Source organism: Mesorhizobium sp. WSM4307 (genome assembly GCF_007003945.1).
GTDB lineage: Bacteria > Pseudomonadota > Alphaproteobacteria > Rhizobiales > Rhizobiaceae > Mesorhizobium.
This window is the reverse complement of sequence record NZ_VFTB01000004.1, coordinates 209,361-230,408: the sequence shown is the minus strand read 5'-3', so window position 1 is coordinate 230,408 and position 21,048 is coordinate 209,361. Positions and strand designations below refer to the sequence as shown.

The 21,048-nt window shown below is 64.6% G+C and carries 17 protein-coding genes; 3 read left to right on the top strand and 14 right to left on the bottom strand.

Annotation, left to right across the window (positions count from 1 at the left end):
* Positions 1-117: 117 nt before the first annotated feature.
* From FJV83_RS11125 to FJV83_RS11115, 3 genes are all read left to right on the top strand, one after another.
* Positions 118-696, top strand: coding sequence for an SCO family protein (locus tag FJV83_RS11125; RefSeq protein ID WP_095787758.1), 579 nt, complete (start codon positions 118-120; stop codon positions 694-696).
* 11 nt (positions 697-707) lie between these two features.
* Complete coding sequence (locus FJV83_RS11120) at positions 708-1,580, top strand: 50S ribosomal protein L11 methyltransferase (RefSeq protein ID WP_095790815.1); 873 nt, start codon at positions 708-710, stop codon at positions 1,578-1,580.
* 213 nt (positions 1,581-1,793) lie between these two features.
* On the top strand, positions 1,794-3,638 hold the full coding sequence (locus tag FJV83_RS11115; protein ID WP_142885124.1) for an aminopeptidase P family protein: 1,845 nt from the start codon (positions 1,794-1,796) through the stop codon (positions 3,636-3,638).
* 136 nt (positions 3,639-3,774) lie between these two features.
* Here FJV83_RS11115 and FJV83_RS11110 read toward each other — a convergent pair whose 3' ends face one another.
* The 14 genes from FJV83_RS11110 to murG form a co-directional block, all read right to left on the bottom strand.
* Positions 3,775-4,071, bottom strand: coding sequence for an AzlD family protein (locus FJV83_RS11110; RefSeq protein WP_095787755.1), 297 nt, complete (start codon positions 4,069-4,071; stop codon positions 3,775-3,777).
* Positions 4,068-4,796, bottom strand: a complete 729-nt coding sequence (locus FJV83_RS11105; RefSeq protein WP_142885122.1) for an AzlC family ABC transporter permease — start codon at positions 4,794-4,796, stop codon at positions 4,068-4,070. Before FJV83_RS11105 ends, FJV83_RS11110 begins: the two co-directional genes overlap by 4 nt.
* 114 nt (positions 4,797-4,910) lie before the next feature.
* Entirely contained in the window at positions 4,911-5,600 is a 690-nt protein-coding gene (locus FJV83_RS11100) for a DUF2461 domain-containing protein (RefSeq protein WP_142885121.1), read from the bottom strand.
* Complete coding sequence (ligA, locus tag FJV83_RS11095) at positions 5,597-7,801, bottom strand: NAD-dependent DNA ligase LigA (RefSeq protein WP_142885119.1); 2,205 nt, start codon at positions 7,799-7,801, stop codon at positions 5,597-5,599. Before ligA ends, FJV83_RS11100 begins: the two co-directional genes overlap by 4 nt.
* Before the next feature lie 151 nt (positions 7,802-7,952).
* A complete protein-coding gene (gene recN / locus FJV83_RS11090) occupies positions 7,953-9,626 on the bottom strand; it encodes a DNA repair protein RecN (RefSeq protein ID WP_142885117.1) in 1,674 nt (557 codons plus the stop codon).
* A 218-nt stretch (positions 9,627-9,844) separates the two neighbouring features.
* Complete coding sequence (locus FJV83_RS11085) at positions 9,845-10,714, bottom strand: outer membrane protein assembly factor BamD (protein ID WP_095773953.1); 870 nt, start codon at positions 10,712-10,714, stop codon at positions 9,845-9,847.
* 264 nt (positions 10,715-10,978) lie between these two features.
* The gene (gene lpxC / locus FJV83_RS11080; RefSeq protein WP_095773952.1) at positions 10,979-11,929 is read right to left on the bottom strand and encodes a UDP-3-O-acyl-N-acetylglucosamine deacetylase; all 951 of its coding nucleotides are present in this window, start codon (positions 11,927-11,929) and stop codon (positions 10,979-10,981) included.
* A 279-nt stretch (positions 11,930-12,208) separates the two neighbouring features.
* Positions 12,209-13,888 (bottom strand): cell division protein FtsZ, encoded by a 1,680-nt coding sequence (gene ftsZ, locus FJV83_RS11075; protein WP_095787749.1) that lies wholly within the window; start codon positions 13,886-13,888, stop codon positions 12,209-12,211.
* A 66-nt stretch (positions 13,889-13,954) separates the two neighbouring features.
* The gene (gene ftsA / locus FJV83_RS11070; RefSeq protein ID WP_095773950.1) at positions 13,955-15,262 is read right to left on the bottom strand and encodes a cell division protein FtsA; all 1,308 of its coding nucleotides are present in this window, start codon (positions 15,260-15,262) and stop codon (positions 13,955-13,957) included.
* Positions 15,259-16,200 (bottom strand): cell division protein FtsQ/DivIB, encoded by a 942-nt coding sequence (locus tag FJV83_RS11065; RefSeq protein WP_142885115.1) that lies wholly within the window; start codon positions 16,198-16,200, stop codon positions 15,259-15,261. The genes ftsA and FJV83_RS11065 overlap by 4 nt, the downstream gene beginning before the upstream one ends.
* Positions 16,188-17,114, bottom strand: coding sequence for a D-alanine--D-alanine ligase (locus FJV83_RS11060; RefSeq protein ID WP_095773948.1), 927 nt, complete (start codon positions 17,112-17,114; stop codon positions 16,188-16,190). Before FJV83_RS11060 ends, FJV83_RS11065 begins: the two co-directional genes overlap by 13 nt.
* Before the next feature lie 446 nt (positions 17,115-17,560).
* Positions 17,561-18,526: a UDP-N-acetylmuramate dehydrogenase gene (gene murB, locus FJV83_RS11055; protein ID WP_095787745.1), complete on the bottom strand. Its 966-nt coding sequence runs from the start codon at positions 18,524-18,526 to the stop codon at positions 17,561-17,563.
* Complete coding sequence (gene murC, locus FJV83_RS11050) at positions 18,523-19,923, bottom strand: UDP-N-acetylmuramate--L-alanine ligase (protein ID WP_095787744.1); 1,401 nt, start codon at positions 19,921-19,923, stop codon at positions 18,523-18,525. The genes murB and murC overlap by 4 nt, the downstream gene beginning before the upstream one ends.
* Complete coding sequence (murG, locus tag FJV83_RS11045) at positions 19,920-21,047, bottom strand: undecaprenyldiphospho-muramoylpentapeptide beta-N-acetylglucosaminyltransferase (protein ID WP_142885114.1); 1,128 nt, start codon at positions 21,045-21,047, stop codon at positions 19,920-19,922. The genes murC and murG overlap by 4 nt, the downstream gene beginning before the upstream one ends.
* Position 21,048: the final 1 nt, after the last annotated feature.

Genomic DNA, 21,048 nt, shown 5'->3' with positions numbered 1-21,048 from the left:
AACACCACCACGGTTGCGGCATCGCGGCACTTTGCCTGCGCAGGGCCAAACCGCTAAGACTGTCGCACCGGCGCGGCATTGAGCCGGCGCGATGATTTCTGCGGACGGACTTTTGTGATGATGCGTTCTATCCTGGTCGGCATTCTCGTCCTGATGGCGGCCGGCATCGGCTGGCTGACCTTCGACTGGTATCGCGGCCATTATGGCGGCGAACCGTTCGGCGCACCCTTCACCCTCGTCGACCAGAAAGGCGCGCCGATCACCGAAGCCGCCTTCCGGGGCCAGCCCAGCGTCATCTTCTTCGGCTTCACCCACTGCCCCGAAGTCTGCCCGACCACCCTGTTCGAACTCTCCGGCTGGCTGAAGACGCTCGGCGACGACGGCAAGACCTTGCATGCCTATTTCGTCTCGGTCGACCCGGAGCGTGACACGCCGGCGGTGATGAACGCCTATGTCAGCAATTTCTCGGACCGCATCACCGGCATCACCGGCGACCCTGACAAGGTCCATGCCATGGCCAAGTCGTTCGGCATCTACTGGAAGAAGGTCGATACAGGCGACGGCGACTATACGATGGACCACACCGCCTCGGTGCTGCTGCTCAACTCCAGGGGCGACTTTGCCGGCACGATCGCCTATGGCGAAAGCGCCAGCACGGCCGTGGAGAAGCTGAAGCGCCTCGCGGCCAAGGGTTGATAAGTATCCATATGACCCAGACGCGGCTTCATTTCACCACCGGCAAGATCGAGGCAGAGCGCGTCTTCGCGGCGCTTGAGCTGGCCTTCGAGGATGAAGGCCTGCCGATCGCCGTGCTCGAGGTCGACGAAGACCAGGACATCCACGAGGTTTCGCTCTACGCCGATGGCGACGTCGATGCGATTGAAGCGCGGGTGAAGGACATTCTCGCCGGGCTTGCTCAGTCGAAGCCGGTCGAGCGCGAAGTGCTGCCCGACATCGACTGGGTGGCGCGTTCGCTGGAGGGCCTGAAGCCGGTGCGCGCCGGCCGTTTCTTCGTTCACGGCGCGCATGACCGCAGGAAGCGCCACAGCGGCGAACTCGCCATCGAGATCGAGGCCGGCCTTGCCTTCGGCACCGGCCATCACGGTACCACCGCCGGCTGCCTGGAAATGCTGGAGAAAGTGGTGCGGCGCGAGCACCCGCGCAATGCGCTCGACCTCGGCACCGGCAGCGCCGTGCTGGCCATCGCCGTCGCCAAGCTGGCGCATATTCCGGTGCTCGCCACCGACATCGACCCGGTGGCGGTGAAGGTCGCCGCCGCCAATGCACGGCTCAATCACGTCAAGGCGCTCATCGAAACGGTCACCGCACCGGGCTTTCACCATCCGATCTTCGGCAAGCGTGCCCCTTTCGACCTGATCGTCGCCAACATATTGGCGCGGCCGTTGATGCGGCTGGCGCCGCAAATGGCCGGACACATCGCGCTTGGCGGCTCGATCGTCCTGTCGGGCATTCTCGAGCGCCAGCGCGACGCCGTCATCTCGGCCTATGTCGGCCAGAACTTCCGGCACATCAGCACCTTGCACCGCGAAGGCTGGGTGACGATCCACCTCAAGCGCTGAGATCGGCAACGCAACTGCCGATCCTCGACAGTCGCAACTTAGAACTTTGATGGGCCGTGGCATGGATTTCTCCGGAAAGCTGATCGTACCGCGGCTGGACCAGCCCCATTTGGTTGTCAGCCAGCCGGCGCCGTAGCAGTTTGCGCCAACCGGAAATCGATTCCGATTTCCGGACCCATAGGCTACGGTCACGCTGACATCAGGAGGCCCATCATGTTCCAGACCTTCGATTCCGCGGGCGACCCTTCGGTTGGCAAGCCGCGCGTGGCGCTGCTGCGCCAATGGCTGGCCGCCAATGGCCTCGACGGTTTTATCGTTCCGCGCGCGGACGAGCACCAGGGCGAATATGTCGCCGATCGATCGGCACGGCTGAAATGGTTGACCGGCTTCAGCGGCTCGGCCGGCGTCGCCATCGTGCTGCGCGACCGCGCCTTCATCTTCGTCGACGGGCGCTACACGCTGCAGGTGCGCAGCGAGGTCGATCTCGACATCTTTGCGGTCGAAAGCCTGGTCGACAACCCGCCCGCCGTCTGGCTCAAGGACAATATAGGCAAGGGCGCGCGGCTGGGCTTCGACCCATGGCTGCACACGATTGGCGAGGTCAAGGCGTTGCAGGCCTCGGCCGACAAGACCGGCGCGGCGCTCGTGCCGCTCGAGAGAAACCCGATCGACATCATCTGGAACGACCAGCCCGCCGCGCCGGTGACGCCGGTCGAGCTGCACCCGATTGGCTTTGCCGGCGAACTCGCCAAGGACAAGCTGGCGCGGCTGGCAACAGCGATCGGCAAGGACGGCGCCACCCATGCGGTGCTGACCGACCCCTCCTCCATCGCCTGGGCCTTCAACATCCGAGGCGGCGACGTACCGCACACGCCGCTGGCGCTCGGCTTCGCCATCCTCGCGGCGGATGGATCGCACCAGCTGTTCATGGACAAGCGCAAATTCTCGCGCCAGGTCGCGGCCTATCTCACCCAGCTCGCCGATCCGCACGAGCCCGGCGAATTCGAGGCGGCGATCGCAGCGCTTGCCAAGGGTGGCGCCAAGATCGCGCTCGACCCGGTGCTGGCGGCCGACCGGCTGCGCATGCTGGTCGAGGACAATGGCGGTACGGTGGTCGCCGCGCCCGATCCTGCCCGCATCCCGCGAGCCACCAAGAACCAGGCCGAGATCAACGGCTCGCGCGCCGCGCACCGTCGTGACGGCGCGGCGGTGGCCAAGCTTCTGTGCTGGCTGGAGCGGCAAAAACCCGGCTCGCTCGACGAGATCGCGGTCGTCACAAGGCTGGAGGAGAGCCGCCGGCAGACCGGCGAGGAAACGCAAATGCTGCTGCGCGACGTGTCCTTCGACACCATTTCCGGCGCCGGCCCGAACGGCGCCATCATGCATTACCGCGTGTCGCGCGCCACCAGCCGCAAGCTGCAGGCCGGCGAGTTGTTCCTGCTCGATTCCGGCGCGCAGTATCAGGACGGCACCACCGACATCACCCGCACTGTGCCGATCGGCCAGCCGACCGAGGAAATGCGCGAACGCTTTACCCTGGTGCTGAAAGGCATGATCGGCATTTCCACGCTGCGCTTCCCCGCCGGCACGCGCGGCTCGGAAATCGACGCCGTCGCCCGCATGGCGCTGTGGAAGCATGGTTGCGACTTCGCCCATGGCACCGGCCATGGCGTCGGCTCTTATCTGGCCGTGCATGAAGGTCCGCAGCGCATTGCCCGCACCGGCACCGAAAAGCTGCTCGAAGGCATGATGCTGTCCAACGAACCCGGCTATTACAAGGAAGGCGCCTACGGCATCCGCATCGAGAACCTCATCCTGGTGACGCCGGCCGAACAGATCGAAGGTGGCGACATCGCCGTGCATGGCTTCGAGACGCTGACGCTGGCACCGATCGACATCAGGCTGGTGCGGTCAGAGCTGCTGACTCGCGAGGAGCTGCATTGGCTAGACGCCTACCATGCCCGCGTGCTGGCCGAGATCGGACCGATGCTTGACGGCGAAACGCTGGCCTGGCTGGAAAAGGCGACAGCGCCGCTGCCGCACGACGCGAAGATTTGAGGCGAGCCTCTTTCTCCAAGTCACTATACGGGAGTTGAGAAGCGGACGAAAAGCCAATTGCTTGGCTTTTCGAGTGACGAACGCCCGGCAGGGCAATGAGGGGCGGTGCCAACGCTCGGAAAGATCGCGGGCCAAACTACGCTGCGAACTGCCGCGCCAGGATGAGCACTGCCGCGCCAGCCAAAAACATCGACATCAGCCCGCCGCGCAGCGAGACCGCGGCGGTGACGACCAGCGCCGCCCATTCCGCCGGTCCGGCATTTAACAGCTCCGGTGCCACCAGCGTCGTCAGCACCGCCGCCGGCACGGCGTTGAGGCCGGCCTCGACGCGCGGATGGATGTTCTCGAAGCGGGAGATGACCAGATGCCCGCCGACGCGCGTGAGATAGGTGGCGACCGCGCCGGCGATGATGATCCAGAACGTCGTGCTCATGGCCTTGTCTCCACGCCGCTATGGTGCGGCGGCAGGATGACGGCGAGCAGCACGCCGGCAATGGCGCCGATCGAGACGTGCCAGGGCGAGCCGACCGTCTTGTAGGCGACGATTGAGGCGCAGGCACTGGCGACCACCACCGGCAGCCACAGCGGTCGCTTGCGGAAGCCCATCACCAGGCCGAGGAAATAGATCGGCAACAGGAAATCGATGCCCAGCGCATGCGTGTCGGGGATGAGCTTGCCGAACACAGCACCCAGCGCGCTTTCGGTTACCCAGAACACATAGACCGGCAGGCCAAGCCCCAGATACCAGGCGAAGCCGACCGTCTGGCCCGACGCCGCCCTCGCCTCGGCCACCGCGAACTGCGGATCGGTGAGGAGGAAATAGCCGAGCGCCTGCTGGATGACAGGCCAATGCGCGATGCGCCGGCCAATGCCGGCGGAGTAGAGCACATGGCGGAAGTTGACGGCGAAGATCGACAGCACGATCAGCCACGGCGCGACATGCTGGCCGAACAGCTGGATGCCGACCATCTGGCTGGCGCCGCCATAGACCAGCGCGCTCATCATAAAGGCTTCGAGGACCGAGAAACCATTGTCGACGGCAAGCGCCCCGAACAGCACCGCGAACGGCGCCGACGCCACGACGACAGGCATGGAGAGCCGCACGCCTTGCCAGAAGTCGCTTCTGCCGCCGCTCTCGGAAATCACGTCCGTCGCCATCGATCGCTCCAGGGTCGAAACCGTCGATGTAGGTAGTGCAGCCCGCCTTGTCACACGAATTCGCTTGAGCCAAACGATCAACGGAAATGATCATCGCCGGGCTCGAGATGGAACTTAGTCCTTCGCGATTTTGCCCTCGATCGCCCTGCCCCAGTCGAGCAGCGGCTTGGCGCGCATGGTGAAATCGACGAGTTCCTCGACCAGTTCCGGCCCGTGGATGCCCGCCGGATCGATGACGTGGCGGACGGCAAAATGCCGGTTGCGGATCGCAGCGACGAGATCCTTGTCCGTAACGTGCTCGAAGCCCCGCGGCGTGCGTTTCATGGCGTCTTCGGCGCTAAGCTCGAGGCCGTTCTTCTTCAACGCCTTAACCATGGCGCGAAACCTGTCCGGCCACGTCTCGAGGGCGCGCCGCATCGCCAGCAGCAGCGCAGCCTCCGGCTGCCACCAGGCGACGCCGGCAAAGCAGCCCTCAAGCCCGATATGAATGTAGAACACGCCCTGCACGGCCTTGCTGCCATCGGACGACAGGATCGCCGAGACATGCCGGTTGTAGGGCCGCTTGTCCTTGGCAAAGCGCACGTCACGATTGATGCGGAACAGCGACTTCTTGCGGTCGCCGCGCAAGCCGAGCCGCGCTTCCGCAAAGCGTTGGGTCAGCGTGTCGACGAGATCGCCAAGCGGATCGCGCAGTTCCTGTTCGAACAGGTCGCGGTTTTCCAAAAACCACTCCCGGCTCTGGTGGAAATCCAGCGCCTTCAGGAACGGAAGGGCCTTTGGGCCGAAGCCTTTGAACGCCGTCACGCCTTGCCGACCCGTTGCAGCCAGGTGTCTTCGTCGATGACTTCGACGCCAAGTTCGCTGGCAAGCTTGAGCTTGGAGCCGGCGCCGGGTCCGGCGACCAGCAGATCGGTCTTGGCCGAAACCGAGCCGGCCACCTTGGCGCCCAGGCGTTCGGCCATCGCCTTGGCTTCCGAGCGCGTCATCTTCTCCAGCGTGCCGGTGAAGACGATGGTCTTGCCGGCAACCTCGCTGTCGGCCGAGACGGTGACGATATAGGGCTTGGGCCTGACCTGCTCGAGCAGCTTGTCGAGCACGTCGTCATTGCGTTCATTGCCGAAGAAATCGCGCAGCGCATCGATCACCGTGTCACCGATGCCGTTGACCGAAGGGAAGACGGTGTGCGGATCCTGCGCTGCCGCCGTTTCCTTGCCGACGCGGATCAGTTCCTCGATGGTGGAAAAGGTCTTGGCGAGCACGGCGGCCGTCGTCTCGCCGATATGGCGGATGCCGAGCGCGAAGATGAAGCGATCGAGTTCCGGCTCGCGGCGCGAATCGATGGCCGCGAACAGCTTGTCGAGGCCTTCATAGTTGCGGTCCTCGACACTGCGCACATTCTTGCGCGTCTTTCCGGACGCCGCCTCGCGCTGCCTGGCCTGCTCCTCGCGCCGCTCGGCCAGCGCCTTGGTGACGGCGGGACGTCGATCCCTGAGCGTAAAAATATCGGCGGCCGTCTTGATCAGTCCGGCATTGAAGAAGGTGTCGATGTTTTCGGCGCCCAGGCCCTCTATATCGAGCGCCCCGCGCGAAACGAAATGGCGCAATCTTTCCACGGCCTGTGCTGCGCAGATCAGCTCGCCGGTGCAGCGCCGGCGGGAATCCTCCTTGCCGGTCTTCTCGTTGATCTCGCGCGTCGCCGGCGAGCCGCAGACCGGACAGGTATGCGGGAATTCGTAAGGCACGGCATCGGCCGGGCGCTTGTCGATGACGACGCTGACGATCTGCGGAATGACGTCGCCTGCCCGCTGGATCACCACCGTGTCGCCGATGCGCACATCGATGCCGTCGCGGATCGGCAGGCCGTTGCTGTCGAAACCCTTGATGTAATCCTCATTGTGCAGCGTGACGTTCTCGACCACGACGCCGCCGACGGTGACGGGCGCAAGCCTTGCGACCGGCGCCAGCGTGCCGGTGCGGCCGACCTGGATGTCGATCTTCTGCACGGTCGTCATCGCCTGCTCGGCCGGGAATTTGTGGGCAACCGCCCAGCGCGGCTCGCCGGTGACGAAACCCCAGCGGCGCTGCAATTCCAGCTGGTCGACCTTGTAGACGACCCCGTCGATGTCGTAGCCGAGCGAGGAGCGCTGCTCCTCGATGCGATGATAGTGCGCTATGAGGTCGTCGATCGACTTCGCCCGCACCATCAGCGGGCTGACCTTGAACCCCCATTCCTTGAACTTCTGCACCGAATCGAACTGCGTCGGCGCGGGGTCCGCCGTCGTGTAGCCCCAGGCATAGGCGAAGAATTTCAGGTTGCGGCTGGCGGTGACCGATGGATCTTTCTGGCGCAGCGATCCAGCCGCCGTGTTGCGCGGATTGACGTAATCCTGGCCGCCGACCGCTGCCGAACGCTGCTTCAAAGCTTCGAATTCGGCATAGGTCATGTAGACCTCGCCGCGGATTTCGATGACATCAGGCCAGTCCGAACCCTGCAACTTCTTCGGAATGTCGGCAATGGTCTTCAGATTCGCCGTGATGTCCTCGCCGACCGTGCCGTCGCCGCGCGTCGCGCCCTGCACGAACACGCCGTTCTCGTAGCGCAGCGACGCCGACAGCCCGTCGATCTTCGGCTCGGCGGTGAAAGCGATGTCGAGGTCCTTGTCGCGATCGAAGAAACGCCGGCCGCGCTCGATGAAATCGGCGACGTCCTGGTCGGTATAGGCCTTGGCGAGGCTCAGCATCGGCACCGCGTGCCGCACCTTGGCGAAACCTTCGGCCGGCGGCGCGCCGACCCTGCGCGACGGCGAATCCTCGCGCACCTGGTCGGGAAAACGCTCCTCGATGGCAAGGTTGCGCCGGCGCAGCGCATCATATTCAGCGTCGGTGATCGTGGGCGCGTCCTCGGCATGGTAGCGCCGGTCATGCTCGGCGATCTCCTCCGCCAGGCGCTTCAGCTCGGCTTCAGCCTCGCTTTCGCTGAGCGAATCGACAGGTTTTTCGGCCATGCTTTTCTTCCCCGAACGGTGGCGCGCCACAATAGAGCATGATCCCGAAAAGTGGGAACCGGTTTTCGGAAAAGATCATTCCTGAACAGCAGGATGGAGCCATATCCTGACTCGCTGCCATATCCTGCCCCGTCAATGACGCCGGATGGCCTTACGCCGCGTTTGTGTTCTCGCGCAGCAGCCTTTCGGCGGCGGCGCGTGCCTCGTCGGTGATCGTGGCGCCGGCCAGCATGCGGGCGATCTCTTCCTGCCGCGCCGGCCTGTCCATCTCGGCAATGCCGGTCGCCACACGGTCCGTGCTGCCCGATTTTGAGATCAGGAAATGCGTTGCCGCGCGCGCCGCCACTTGCGGCGCATGCGTGACCGACAGCACCTGCACGCGCTTCGACAGCCGCGCCAGCCTTTGGCCGATGGCATCCGCCACGGCGCCACCGACGCCGGTGTCGATTTCGTCGAAAACCAGCGTCGGCGCCGAGCCACGGTCGGCCAGCGCCACTTTCAGCGCCAAAAGGAAGCGCGACAGCTCGCCGCCGGACGCCACCTTCATCATCGGCCCGGGCCGCGTGCCGGGATTGGTGCGCACCCAGAACTCGATCTGGTCGATGCCCTCTTCCATGCGGGTCTCGGCCTCGCTCTTCATCTCCACGATGAAGGCGGCGCGTTCGAGCTTCAGCGCCGGCAATTCGGCCATCACCGCCTTGGTCAGGCCGACGGCTGCCGCGTGGCGAAACGAAGAAAGCTGCGCCGCGGCGATGTCATAGGCCTCGCGTGCCGCCGCGGCCTGCTTTTCCAACCCATGCAGGCGTTCCTCGCCGGCATCGAGATCAGCCAGATCGGCAACCATCGTGTCGCGCAGTTGCGCCAGATCGTCGACGGCGACACTGTGCTTGCGTGAGGCGGCGCGCAGCGAAAACAGCCGCTCCTCCGCCTTCTCCAGCCGCTGCGGGTCATACTCCGTTGCGCGAAGGGCCGCTTCGACACCGGATTGCGCGGCGTCGAGCGACAGCATGGCTTCGTCCAGCGACTTGACCACGTCCTCGAGCAGGCCGGGCGCCTCCGTCGCCTTGCGCTGCAGCCGTCTCAGCAGACTGGCGAGTTGCGGCAAGGGCGAAGACGGGCCGGACAGTACATCCTGGGCGTCATGGATTTCGGAAGCGATCTTTTCGGCGCGCATCATGTGGGCGCGCAGTTCGGCAAGTTCCGTTTCCTCGCCAGGCTGCGGATCGAGCTTGGTCAGCTCCGCCACCGCCGCACGCAGGTAATCGGCCTCGCGCGCCGCTGCCGCCACCTTGGCGCGGTGGCGCGTGAGCTCCTGCTCGCAGGCGCGCCAGTGGCGCCAGGCCTCGCCGGTCGATCGGACAGCGCCGAGATGGCCGCCGAAAGCGTCGAGCACGTCGCGATGGGCGCCCGGATCGACCAAGGCGCGTTCGTCGTGCTGGCCGTGGATCTCGACCAAAGCGCGCCCGACATCGCGCATCAGCGTCACGCTGGACGGCTGGTCGTTGACGAAGACGCGGGTGCGGCCGTCCGCCGTCTGCACGCGGCGCAGGATGATGTCGCCATCATCCTCGATGGCATTCTCGACGAGCAGCGCGCGTACCGGATGGTTGCGCGCCACATCGAACACGGCAATGACCTGGCCCTGTGGTGCCCCATGGCGCACCAGGGAGGCGTCGCCGCGCGCGCCGAGCGCCAACGACAGGGCATCGAGCAGAATGGATTTGCCGGCGCCGGTTTCACCCGTCAGCACGGAAAGGCCCGGCTGGAAGTCGATATCCAGCTTCTCGATCAGGACGATATCGCGGATCGACAGTCTGGAAAGCATCAGAACCCGAACCTCAGGCAATTCCAGGAAAGGTGCGTAGCGTTTTTCCCATCGGAATTGCGTAGGACAAAAAGTTGGGACGGCTCAGCGCTTCAATCAAACCACTGAACCGCCGTGGAGCGGTGCGCGACCGATTGGAGTCGCAGCGCCGCACTATCTTTTTGTTTCAGCATCGGATCAATCCGAAAAGCGCCCAACGCACGCTTGCGCCTGACAGATCAGGCGCCGGTGATCAGCTTCCCGGCCTTGGAAATCCACGATCCGGCATTCTCGCGCGGCGAAAGCCCGTTGCTCTGCAGGAGCTTGTAGGAATCCTTGTACCACGGGCTGTCGGGATAGTTGGTGCCGAGCACCGCGGCGGCCGTCTGGGCCTCCGAGGTGAGCCCCATCGCGTAATAGCTTTCGGTAAGGCGGGCCAACGCTTCCTCGACATGACGCGTGTTGGAATAGTTTTCCACCACGGTGCGGAAGCGCTTGACGGCGGCGATGTACTCGCGGCGCTCCAGGTAATACCGGCCGATCTGCATTTCCTTGCCGGCGAGCTGGTCGTTGGCGAAGCGGATCTTCTCCTTGGCGTCGTCGACATACTCCGACGTCGGCCAGCGCGTGACCAGATCCTGCATCGTCTGCAGCGTCTGGCGCGCTTCCTTCTGATCCTGCGTCACGTCCTTGATCTGGCGATAGTAGCTCAGGCCGATGATGTACTGTGCATAGGGCGCGTCATCGGTGGACGGATAAAGCGCCAGATAGCGCTTGGCCGACGAGATCGCCTCGTCGTAGCTGCCCTTTCGGTAGTCGGCGAAAGCGCCCATCACCATCGACTTGCGAGCCCATTCCGAATAGGGGTGCTGGCGGTCGACGGCGTCGAACTTCTTGCTCGCCTCGTCGAGGCGGCCGGCATTCAAATTGGCGAGGCCCTGGTTGTAGAGAACGTCGGCCGGCTCGGTCTGGTCGACGTATTTCGACAGATCGATGTCTTTCTCCGACGACATGCAGGCCGACAGAAAGAGCGATGGAACAACCAGCGAAAGCGCCAGGAGAACAGACCGCTTTGGCGCTTTCGATTGACCGACTCGCTTGAAGAACATGATTGGATTGCGCCCTTTCGGCGTTATTTTAATGCCTCTTGCATGCTGTTGTCCCAAAACTGGTCCCCACTTTTGAGCGACATGCACTAATCGACGGCAGCAGCCATAAACCATAACCGCCTTGCCCGGCAACGCTATCTCCGGGCAATGGCGCATTTTTGTGGCGGCAAGGCGGCGCTAGCGCATCCCTATGATTTCGCCGGTCGATGATGCATTCCTGCAACACCCGGCATCCCGCCACAAAGCGTGAAAACGGTGCGAAACCTAGATCATCCAAGGCGCGTAGAGCGGCGCATTGACGGCGCTCATCTCTGCCGCGCGGCCACGCTCTCGGCGTGTCGTCTCGACGATCTCGAAGGCCGTGCGGTCCGACAGCAGGCGCCGCAGCGCCGCGGCGTTCAGCCTGTGGCCGCCGCGATAGGAGCGGAAACAGCCGATGAAGCGGGCTCCGGCCAGAGCCAGGTCGCCCATGGCGTCGAGCGTCTTGTGGCGCACGAATTCGTTGGGATAGCGCAGGCCGCCCATGTTGATGACGCGGTTGTCGTCACCGATCACCAGCGAGTTCTCGAGCGAGGAGCCAAGCGCGTAGCCGGCCGCCCACAGCCGCTCGACATCCTTCATGAAACCGAAGGTGCGGGCGCGCGCAATATCGCGGCGAAAAATGTCGGCATTGATGTCCGACGCAAAGAGCTGACGGCCGATGGCCGGGCTTTCGAAATCGATCTCGACCTCGAAGCGGGTGCCGTCATAGGGCCTGAACTCCGCCCAGGAAGCACCGTTCTCGATGCGAACCGGCTTGACGACCCTGATATAACGCCGCTTGACCGGCAGCGTCTCGATGCCCGCCTGGTCGATGGCTTCCACGAAGGCCATGGCGCTGCCGTCGAGGATGGGAACCTCGTGGCCGTCGATCTCGATGAGAACATTGTCGATGCCGAGCCCGAACAGCGCGGCCATGATGTGCTCGACGGTGGCGATATGCTCGCCCGAGGGATCGCCAAGCATGGTGCACAGATCGGTGGCGCCGATCTCGGAAAACAGGGCACGGAACTCGCGGCCCTGCCCTTCGCCATTGATGAGCTGGAACACGATGCCGGTGTCGGCATCCGCCGGCAGGAAACTGATGGAAACTTCTTTGCCGCTGTGGACGCCGGTGCCCGTAAGCGACGCGCGCGTCTTCACTGTCGTCTGGTAGTCGTGCAAGACAATCCCCATAAGCCCGATATGCCTAAGTCCGCTTCTCCAGCCCAAGGGCGCGGCTCTTGTTAAATCGGCAGGCAGGGTCACTTCCCCGAAATCCCGGCAGACCGACTATGGTAGGCAGCGAAGATAATGTCCCGCCAGGGAGACTCCAAATCACGGTTTCTTACCCTCTGTAACCGCGAGCCGGAGCAAGCCCCATATCGTAACTGTTTGATTCTACAGCACTTAAAATGTTAACAGGCGAGCAATCCCTTGCTCGCCTGTTAACAATTGTTACGGTCCGTTAACCGCTCAGTTGGCCTGGCGGCGGAGGAACGCCGGAATCTCCAGCTGATCGTCGTCCTGAGTCGCCCTGGTCTGCGGCGTCAGGCGGCCCTGGTCGTCCAGCTGGCCACGGCGCGGCGCATAGAGCTGGGCGTCCTGGCTGGCGAGACGGCGCACTTCGGGGGCGGCCTGGCGCAGCTTCGGCTCGCGCGGTTGCGCCGGCTGCAGCCTTGCAGGTTCCTCCTCGCGGCGGGTCAAGCCGTTGGTCAGGCGCTTCAACAGGCCCATCGGTCCGCTGTTGTTCTCGTGGTCCACCGGACGGCTCTTTGCGTCGACCTCGGCCTTCACCACCGGCGGAAAGTCCTCGACGCGCGGCATGCGCTGCGGTGCCATCGCCACCGGCTGCTGGACCTCACGCAGCATTTCGCGCGGCTGCGGGGCCGGCTGCATCTGCTGGACGACCGGCTGCGGCATTGGCTGCTGCGGCGGCGCCTGGAAGATCTTGCTCTGCGGGCGGAAATCGTCCGCATGGGCGACAGGAGCCGGGCGGGCCTGCGCCATGGCGGCGGCGTTCGACTCGGCGAGCTGGATGGCCTCGGCGACCGGGTCCGCGGCGCGCGGTTCATAGACAGGCTGCTGGACCGGTGCCGGGCGGCTCTCCACGGCGGCCACGGCCGGACGGGCGGCCGGCTTCGGCGGTGCCGTACGGATCGAGATCGGCGCCGCGGCGATTTCAGCCGCCGACTTGTCGATGCCGGTGGCGACCACCGAGACACGGATGACGCCTTCGAGTTCCTCGTCGAAGGTGGCGCCGAGGATGATGTTGGCATCCTGGTCGACCTCCTCGCGGATACGGGTCGCTGCTTCATCGACCTCGAACAGGGTCAGGTCGCGGCCGCCGGTGATCGAGATCAGCAGGCCCTTGGCGCCCTTCATCGAGGTCTCGTCGAGCAGCGGGTTGGCGATCGCGGCCTCGGCGGCGGCCATCGCGCGGCCCTCGCCCGAAGCTTCGCCGGTGCCCATCATCGCCTTGCCCATCTCGCGCATCACCGAACGCACGTCGGCGAAGTCGAGGTTGATCAGGCCTTCCTTGACCATCAGGTCGGTGATGCAGGCGACACCGGAATAGAGCACCTGGTCGGCCATGGCGAAGGCGTCGGCGAAGGTGGTCTTGTCATTGGCCAGCCGGAACAGGTTCTGGTTGGGGATGACGATGAGGGTGTCGACGCATTTCTGCAGTTCCTCGATGCCCAAATCGGCCGTTTTCATGCGGCGCTGGCCTTCGAAGTGGAACGGCTTGGTGACGACACCGACGGTGAGGATGCCCTTTTCGCGCGCGGCGCGGGCAACGACCGGAGCAGCACCGGTGCCGGTGCCGCCGCCCATGCCGGCGGTGACGAAGCACATATGGGTGTTGGACAGGTGATCGATGATCTCGTCGATGCACTCTTCAGCCGCCGCGCGGCCGACTTCCGGCTGCGAGCCGGCGCCGAGGCCTTCGGTGACATGCGCGCCGAGCTGGATCAGCCGGTCGGCCTTCGACATGGTCAGCGCCTGCGCGTCGGTGTTGGCCACGACGAACTCGACACCGCGCAAGCCCGCGGTGATCATGTTGTTCACGGCATTGCCGCCGCCGCCGCCGACACCGAATACGGTGATGCGCGGCTTAAGCTCGGTGATGTCCGGCTTCTGCAGATTGATGGTCATTGTCTCCGTCCTTTGCCTTTCACGCCGCTTCGCCGCCGCGGCCGCCTATGGGGCTGTCCCCGTCAATTAGAAACTGTCTCTCAACCACTGACTCATGCGATGCAGTTTTCCACCCGTTCCGGTCATCCTGAGACCGGAAATGCCTTTTGCAGGATGGCTCTCGAAATTCGCCATCTGCGGATAGATCAGAAGCCCGACGGCGGCCGAGAAAGCCGGCCCCTTCGCCGCTTCGGGCAGGCCCGCCACGCCGAGCGGGCGACCGATGCGCACATTGCGCCCCAGGATGCGGCGCGCCGCTTCCGGCAGGCCGGCCAGCTGGCTGGCGCCGCCGGTCAGAACGACGCGCTTGCCGACCGCATTGCCGTAGCCGGACTTATTCAGCCGGTCGCGCAGCAATTCGAGCGTCTCGTCGATGCGGGCGCGCACGATGCGCGTCATCACCGAACGCGGGATCTGCAGCGGCACGTCGCCGTCGTCGCCGATCGGCTGGATCGAGACCAGGTCGCGGTCGTCGGCACTGCCCGGCAGCGCCGAACCATGCATGACCTTCAGCCGTTCGGCGGCATCGAGCGAGGTCGAAAGCCCCTTGGCCATGTCGAGCGTGACATGGTTGCCGCCAATGGCGATCGCGTCGCCATGGACGAACTTGCCTTCCGAAAACACCGATATGGTCGTCGTGCCGCCGCCCATGTCGATGCAGGCGGCACCCAGCTCCAGCTCGTCATCGACAAGCGCGGCGAGCCCGCTGGCATAGGGCGTCGCCACCATGCGCTCGACCGACAGGTGCGAGCGGTTGATGGAAAGCTCCAGATTGCGCATCGGTGCCGCATCACCGGTCAGCACGTGCATGTCGACGCCAAGCGCGTCGCCGACCATGCCGCGCGGATCGCGCACGCCGCGCTCGGCATCGAGCGAGAAGCCGACGGGCAGCGAATGGATCACCTCACGCTCGGCCTTGAGTGCCTGCTTGGCGCCGGCGCCGAGCACGCGCTTAATGTCGGCTTCGTCGGCCTCGTGGCCGCCAAGATTGATGGTCGCCGAGAAGCTTTCGCTCTTCAGCCGGCCGGCGGTCATGTTGACGATGAGCGAATCGACCGTCAGCCCCGCCATGCGCTCGGCGGCGTCGACGGACAGGCGGATGGCATGCTCGGCGCGGTCGAGATCGACGACCACGCCCGACTTCACGCCTTGCGACTTCTGATGACCGATGCCGATCACCTGGATCCGGTGCGAGCGGCCGCGCAACAGTTTGCCGTCATCGTTCGGCTTGAGCTTGGCCACCATGCAGCAGACCTTGTTCGAGCCGACATCCAGCACCGTCAGAGTGCCGGACCGGCGCGACGCGGCATCGCCTGAACCGCCAAGCCAGCTCATATCTTCGTCTCCGACTTGCGCTTGAGGGTCTTCGGCTTCTCGTTGAGCGCGGCCTCGCGCTGCGTCGCCGCTTCGGGCGTCAGCTCCACGACCAGCCGGTCTGTCAGGCGCATGTCGACGGCAGCGATGTCGCGCGACAAAAGCCCCTTGTCCTTGTCCATCTTGACCAGCTCGGCGAGCGCCTGGCCTTCCTCGTCCTCGGGCAGCTTGACGGTGATGCCGTTGTCGAGCTTCAGGTCCCAGCGGCGATCGCCAACGCGGACATAGCCTTTGACCCGGCTCGCGAGGTCCGGATATTTTTCGACCTTGGCCAGGAAGTCAGGCGCCTTGGCCGGCGCGCCCTCGCCGATCAGCAGCGGCAGCAGCACCTGCTTGCCGCCGGAGAACGGAGCGATGACCGCGCCATCCTTCTCGATGACCGAGAGATCATTGCCCTGCTGCCAGAGCGCGAAGGCTTCGCGCTCCTCGACGCGCACTTCCAGCGTGTGCGGATAGACCTTGCGCACCGCCGCCATTTCGATCCACGGCAGGCCGGAGATGCGCTCGCGTGCAGCCTCGGCGTCGAAGCCGATCAGCGAGGTCCAGCCGTCGAGCTCCAGCCTGTCGAGAATGTCGATCTCCGAGGTCTGGCGATTGCCGACCACCTTGACCTGATCGACGGCAAAGCCGGTACGGGCGGTGATGCTCTGGATGATGCCGTCGGCATGGCCACCGAGATAGGCGCCATAGGCGCCGCTCGAAGCGAGCAGCACCGCCGACATCATCGCGGCGGAGAAGCGCGGCGCCTCGAATTCACCATCGCCCAGGCGCGCCAGGATGCGCACCGGGCGGCGAAGCACGCGCGGCAGCACGAAATGGCCTGATGACAACGACAAGCCGAACAGCGACGGCCCGGCCGCGCCCTTCCCCTTGCCTTGCCCCCATTTCAACGCAGACACGAAGCGTCCTCCACCATCCAACTCAACAACTCACCAAACGAATGCCCGGCATGGGCCGCGATTTCAGGCACCAGAGACGTCGGCGTCATGCCCGGCTGAGTGTTGACCTCGAGCCATACAACTTCGCCATTTTCGGAGTGACGATCGTCATAACGGAAGTCCGACCGGGAAACGCCCCGACAGCCGACAGCTTGGTGAGCCTTGAGCGCCAGTGTCTGTATTTTTTGGTAAATATTCGGTGAAACTTTTGCGGGGCATTCGTGTTTTGATCCGCCCGCGACATATTTTGAATCGTAATCGTAGAAGGAATGACCGGTCGGGATGATCTCGCAGACGCCGAGCGCCACATCGCCCATGACGGCGCAGGTCAGCTCGCGCCCGTGGATGTAGCGCTCGACCATGACGGTATCGCCATATTTCCACTCGGACGAGCCGACGACCTGCGGTGGATGCGACTGTCCCTCCGACACGATGACGACGCCAAAGCTCGACCCTTCATTGACCGGCTTGATCACATAGGGCGGCTTCATCGGATGCTTGTTCTGGATGGCGAAGCGATTGGCGACCTTCGATTCGGCGACGGGAACGCCGACCGATTTGACGATCTTCTTCGCCTGTTCCTTGTTCATGGCGAGCGCCGAGGCGAGCACGCCGGAATGGGTGTAGGGAATGGCGAGATATTCAAGGATGCCCTGAATGGTGCCGTCCTCCCCGAACGGGCCGTGCAGCGCATTGAAGGCGACGTCAGGCTTGAGCTCGGCGAGCACCGAGCCGACATCGCGCCCGACATCGACGCGGGTGACCTGATAGCCCTCACTCTCCAGCGCATCGGCACAGGCCTTTCCGGAGGACAGGGACACGGGCCGCTCGGACGAAAAACCTCCCAGCAGGACGGCCACATGCTTGCTTTTCATTCCCCGTCATCCCCTCTCACGGCGGACCAAAAACCAAGATTTCCGCAACATTGAGTCCGAGTCTCCCGGCAGGTTGCCCCCCCAGACGGAAAACGCGGGTAACGCGTCGAACGACTCAAATCAGGAAACGCTTTCCAGCAGAGAATCAGAGAGTTGATTCACTGGCAAGTGCTTATGATTCCGAGAGATTCACTTTCTGAGAAAATGGCTGCGAAAACCGTGTCGCTGAGTCCCCGGAGCAACGGTTTTGCGCGTTCTGCGAGCGCATTGACGTTCATGCATCACATGAACTTCATAGACAGCGAGGGTACGTTGAGGTTCAGGTCAGGCCGAGTCGAAAACGATGGCCTTCGAGAACCGGAACGGAGCGGACATTCGGGTCCGTGAGCACCGGAAGCGGAGAATGCCGTCGTTTGCAGGCCGGCATCACCTGAATATCAGCGTACCTAGAGAAGCTGACCCAGAAACTCCTGGACGGCATGCCCGGGCCGGAAATCGCCGATGCGCTTGATCTCCCACTGCAGCCGGATGCCTGAGTGTTCGAGCACGCGGGCGCGCACCGTCTCACCGAGATATTCGAGGTCGTAGCCGGTCGCGGTGCCGGTGTTGATCATGAAATTGCAGTGCATGGGCGACATCTGCGCGCCACCGATCATCAGGCCACGGCAGCCCGCCTTGTCGATCTCCTTCCAGGCCGACGTGCCTTCCGGATTCTTGAAGGTCGAGCCGCCGGTCTTCTCGCGGATCGGCTGCACGGTCTCGCGGTGGTTCTGCACCGCGTCCATCGCCGCCTTGATAATGGCCTTGTCCTCGGCAAAGCCTTCGAACACGGCCGAGGTGAAGATCAGTCCGGCAGGGGCGGACGAATGGCGATAGGCATAGCCCATCTCGGCATTGCTCAGCGTCTGGACATTGCCCTTGCGGTCGAGAGCGCGCACCTCGACGACGCGCTCGCGCGTCTCGACGCCATTAGCGCCGGCATTCATCCTCAGCGCCCCGCCGACGGCGCCCGGAATGCCGTGATAGAAATGGAAGCCGCCAATGCCCGCTTCCAGCGCCAGGGCCGCGACACGCTTGTCGGGCGTGGCGGCACCCGCCTTGATCCTGATCGGCGAAACGATCTCGGCCTCGCCAAAGCCCTTGGCCGAGAGCCGGATGACGAAGCCTGGAATGCCGCCGTCCCTGACCAGCAGGTTCGAGCCGACACCAACGACGGTAAGAGGTATCTCTTCGGGAACCGCGCGCAGGAACGCGGCAAGGTCTTCTTCGTCGGCCGGCTGGAACAGCACCTCCGCCAGGCCGCCGGCGCGGAACCAGGTGATCTTGTCCATCTCGGCATTCGGCGTGAGCCGGCCGCGCAGGCCGGCAAGCCGGTCGCCGAGTCTGTCGATCAGGGCCTGGCCGTGCATCATGAGGCGGCAAGCTCCTTTGGCAGAGCATAGGCCCATTGGGTGATGTTGCCGGCGCCGAGGAAGACGACGAAGTCGCCGGGCTTGGCCAGGTCGCGAATGATCGGCGCGATCGCTGCCGGACCCTCTATGTATCGCGCGTCGCGATGGCCGCCGGCGCGGATGCGCGACACCAGCGCTTCGGAAGTCACGCCTTCGATAGGCTCTTCGCCGGCCGCGTAGACCGGCGCCACAATCACCGTGTCGGCATCGTTGAAGCAGGTTGAAAACTCGTTGAACAGATCATGCAGCCGGGTGAAGCGGTGCGGCTGGGCAATGGCGATCACGCGCCCCTTGGTGGCGCTGCGCGCCGCCTTCAGCACCGCCGAGATCTCGACCGGATGGTGACCGTAATCGTCGAACACATCGACGCCGTTCCAGGATCCGGTATGGGTGAAGCGGCGCTTGACGCCGGCGAAGGACGACAGGCCCTTCTTGATCGCCTCGCCGGACAGGCCGAGCTCATGCGCGACGGCGATGGCGGCGGTGGCGTTGGAGACATTGTGGCGGCCGGGCATCGGCAGGCGCAGACCTGAAATCGTGCTCTGGCTGCCGGTCTTGCGGTCGCGGATCACCACGTCGAACTCGGAGGTGGCCCCGGCCATGCGGTGGTTGGTAAAGCGCACATCGGCCTGTGCGTTCTCGCCATAGGTGATGACCCGGCGATCCTCGATGCGGCCGACCAGCGCCTGCACTTCAGGATGGTCGGTGCACATCACGCCGAAGCCGTAGAACGGCACGTTCTCGACGAACTGGCGGAACGCCTCGCGCACCTTGTCGAAGCTGCCGTAATGGTCGAGATGTTCGGGATCGATGTTGGTGACGACGGCGATGTCGGCCGGCAATTTGAGGAAGGTGCCGTCGCTCTCGTCGGCCTCAACCACCATCCACTCGCCGTCGCCCATGCGAGCATTGGTGCCATAGGCGTTGATGATGCCGCCATTGATGACGGTCGGATCGAGCCCGCCGGCTTCCAGCAAGGTCGCCACCATCGAGGTCGTCGTCGTCTTGCCATGCGTGCCGCCGATGGCGACAGCCTGGCGGAAGCGCATCAGCTCGGCCAGCATCTCGGCGCGGCGCACGATCGGCAGCAGCTTTTCGCGCGCGGCTTTCAGTTCCGGATTGGTCTTCTTGATCGCCGTCGAGACGACCACCACCTCGGCATCGCCGAGATTCTCGGCCTTGTGGCCGACGAAGCATTCGATGCCCTTGTCGCGCAGCCGCTGCACATTGGCGCTGTCGGCCTGGTCGGACCCTTGCACCTTGTAGCCGAGATTGTGCAGCACCTCGGCGATGCCGCTCATGCCGATGCCGCCAATGCCGATGAAATGCACAAGGCCGATGGTCTGCGGCATCTTCATGCTTGCGTCCCTTTCTTGAAATCCGAAACGGTTTTTTGGGACGCAATAGCCTCTGTGAGATCGGCGAGCAACCGTGCCGCGTCCGGCCTGCCGGCCGATTTCGCGCCCGCGGCCATCGCCGCCAGTTGCTCGGGATTGTCCATCAGCCCGCCAATGAGGGCCGCGATGCGCTCGGGCGACAGCGTCGATTGCGGGTGCACCTCGCCGCCGCCGGCAGCGGCAAGGGCCGCCGCGTTCGCCGCCTGGTCGTGGTCGAGCGCATAGGGATAGGGCACCAGCAGCGCGGGCCGGCCGATGACGGCGATCTCCGAGACGGTCGAGGCGCCGGAGCGCGAGATCACCAGATGCGCCGCCGCCATGCGCGCCGCCATGTCGGTGAAGAAGGGCGAGACCTCGACGGCGACGCCAAGCGCGGCATAGGCCGTCTTCACCCGCGCCACGTCATCCGCGCGCGCCTGCTGCGTGATGACGAGACGCTTGCGCTGTGCATCCGAAAGCAACGCGACGGCGCCCGGCATGGCATCGGAAAAGAACTGCGCGCCCTGGCTGCCGCCGAACACCAGCAGGCGGAAAGGCTCCTCCCCCGTCGATGCCGCATAAGCCGTCTTGGCCGCTTCCAGCACCGCCGGCCGAACCGGATTGCCTGTCGTTACCGTCTTTTCGCCGGTGGCGCTCGTATCCTGCGGCAGGAAGCCGCCGGCTATGGCATCGACACGGCCGGCCAGCGCCCTGTTGGCGCGCCCCATCACCGCGTTCTGCTCATGGATCAGCGTCGGCACCTTGCGCCGCGTCGCCGCGTAGAGCGGCGGCAGGGTCGGATAGCCGCCAAAACCGACCACCGCGTCCGGCTTGATCCTGCCGATAATGGCGGAGGCCTGGCGCACGCCGCGCCAGATTTTCCAGAATGCGCCAAGCACGGCAATCGGATTTTTCGAGCCCATTGTCGCCGACTGGATCGGATGGACGGCGGCAGCCGGGAAGTGGCCGGCAAACCGCTCGGCGCGATCGTCGGTCGCCAGATGCACCGTCCAGCCGCGCTCGTTCAGCTCATGCGCCAGCGCCTCGGCCGGAAACAGATGTCCGCCGGTTCCGCCCGCCGCGAGTAGGATGACACCCCTCGCCATG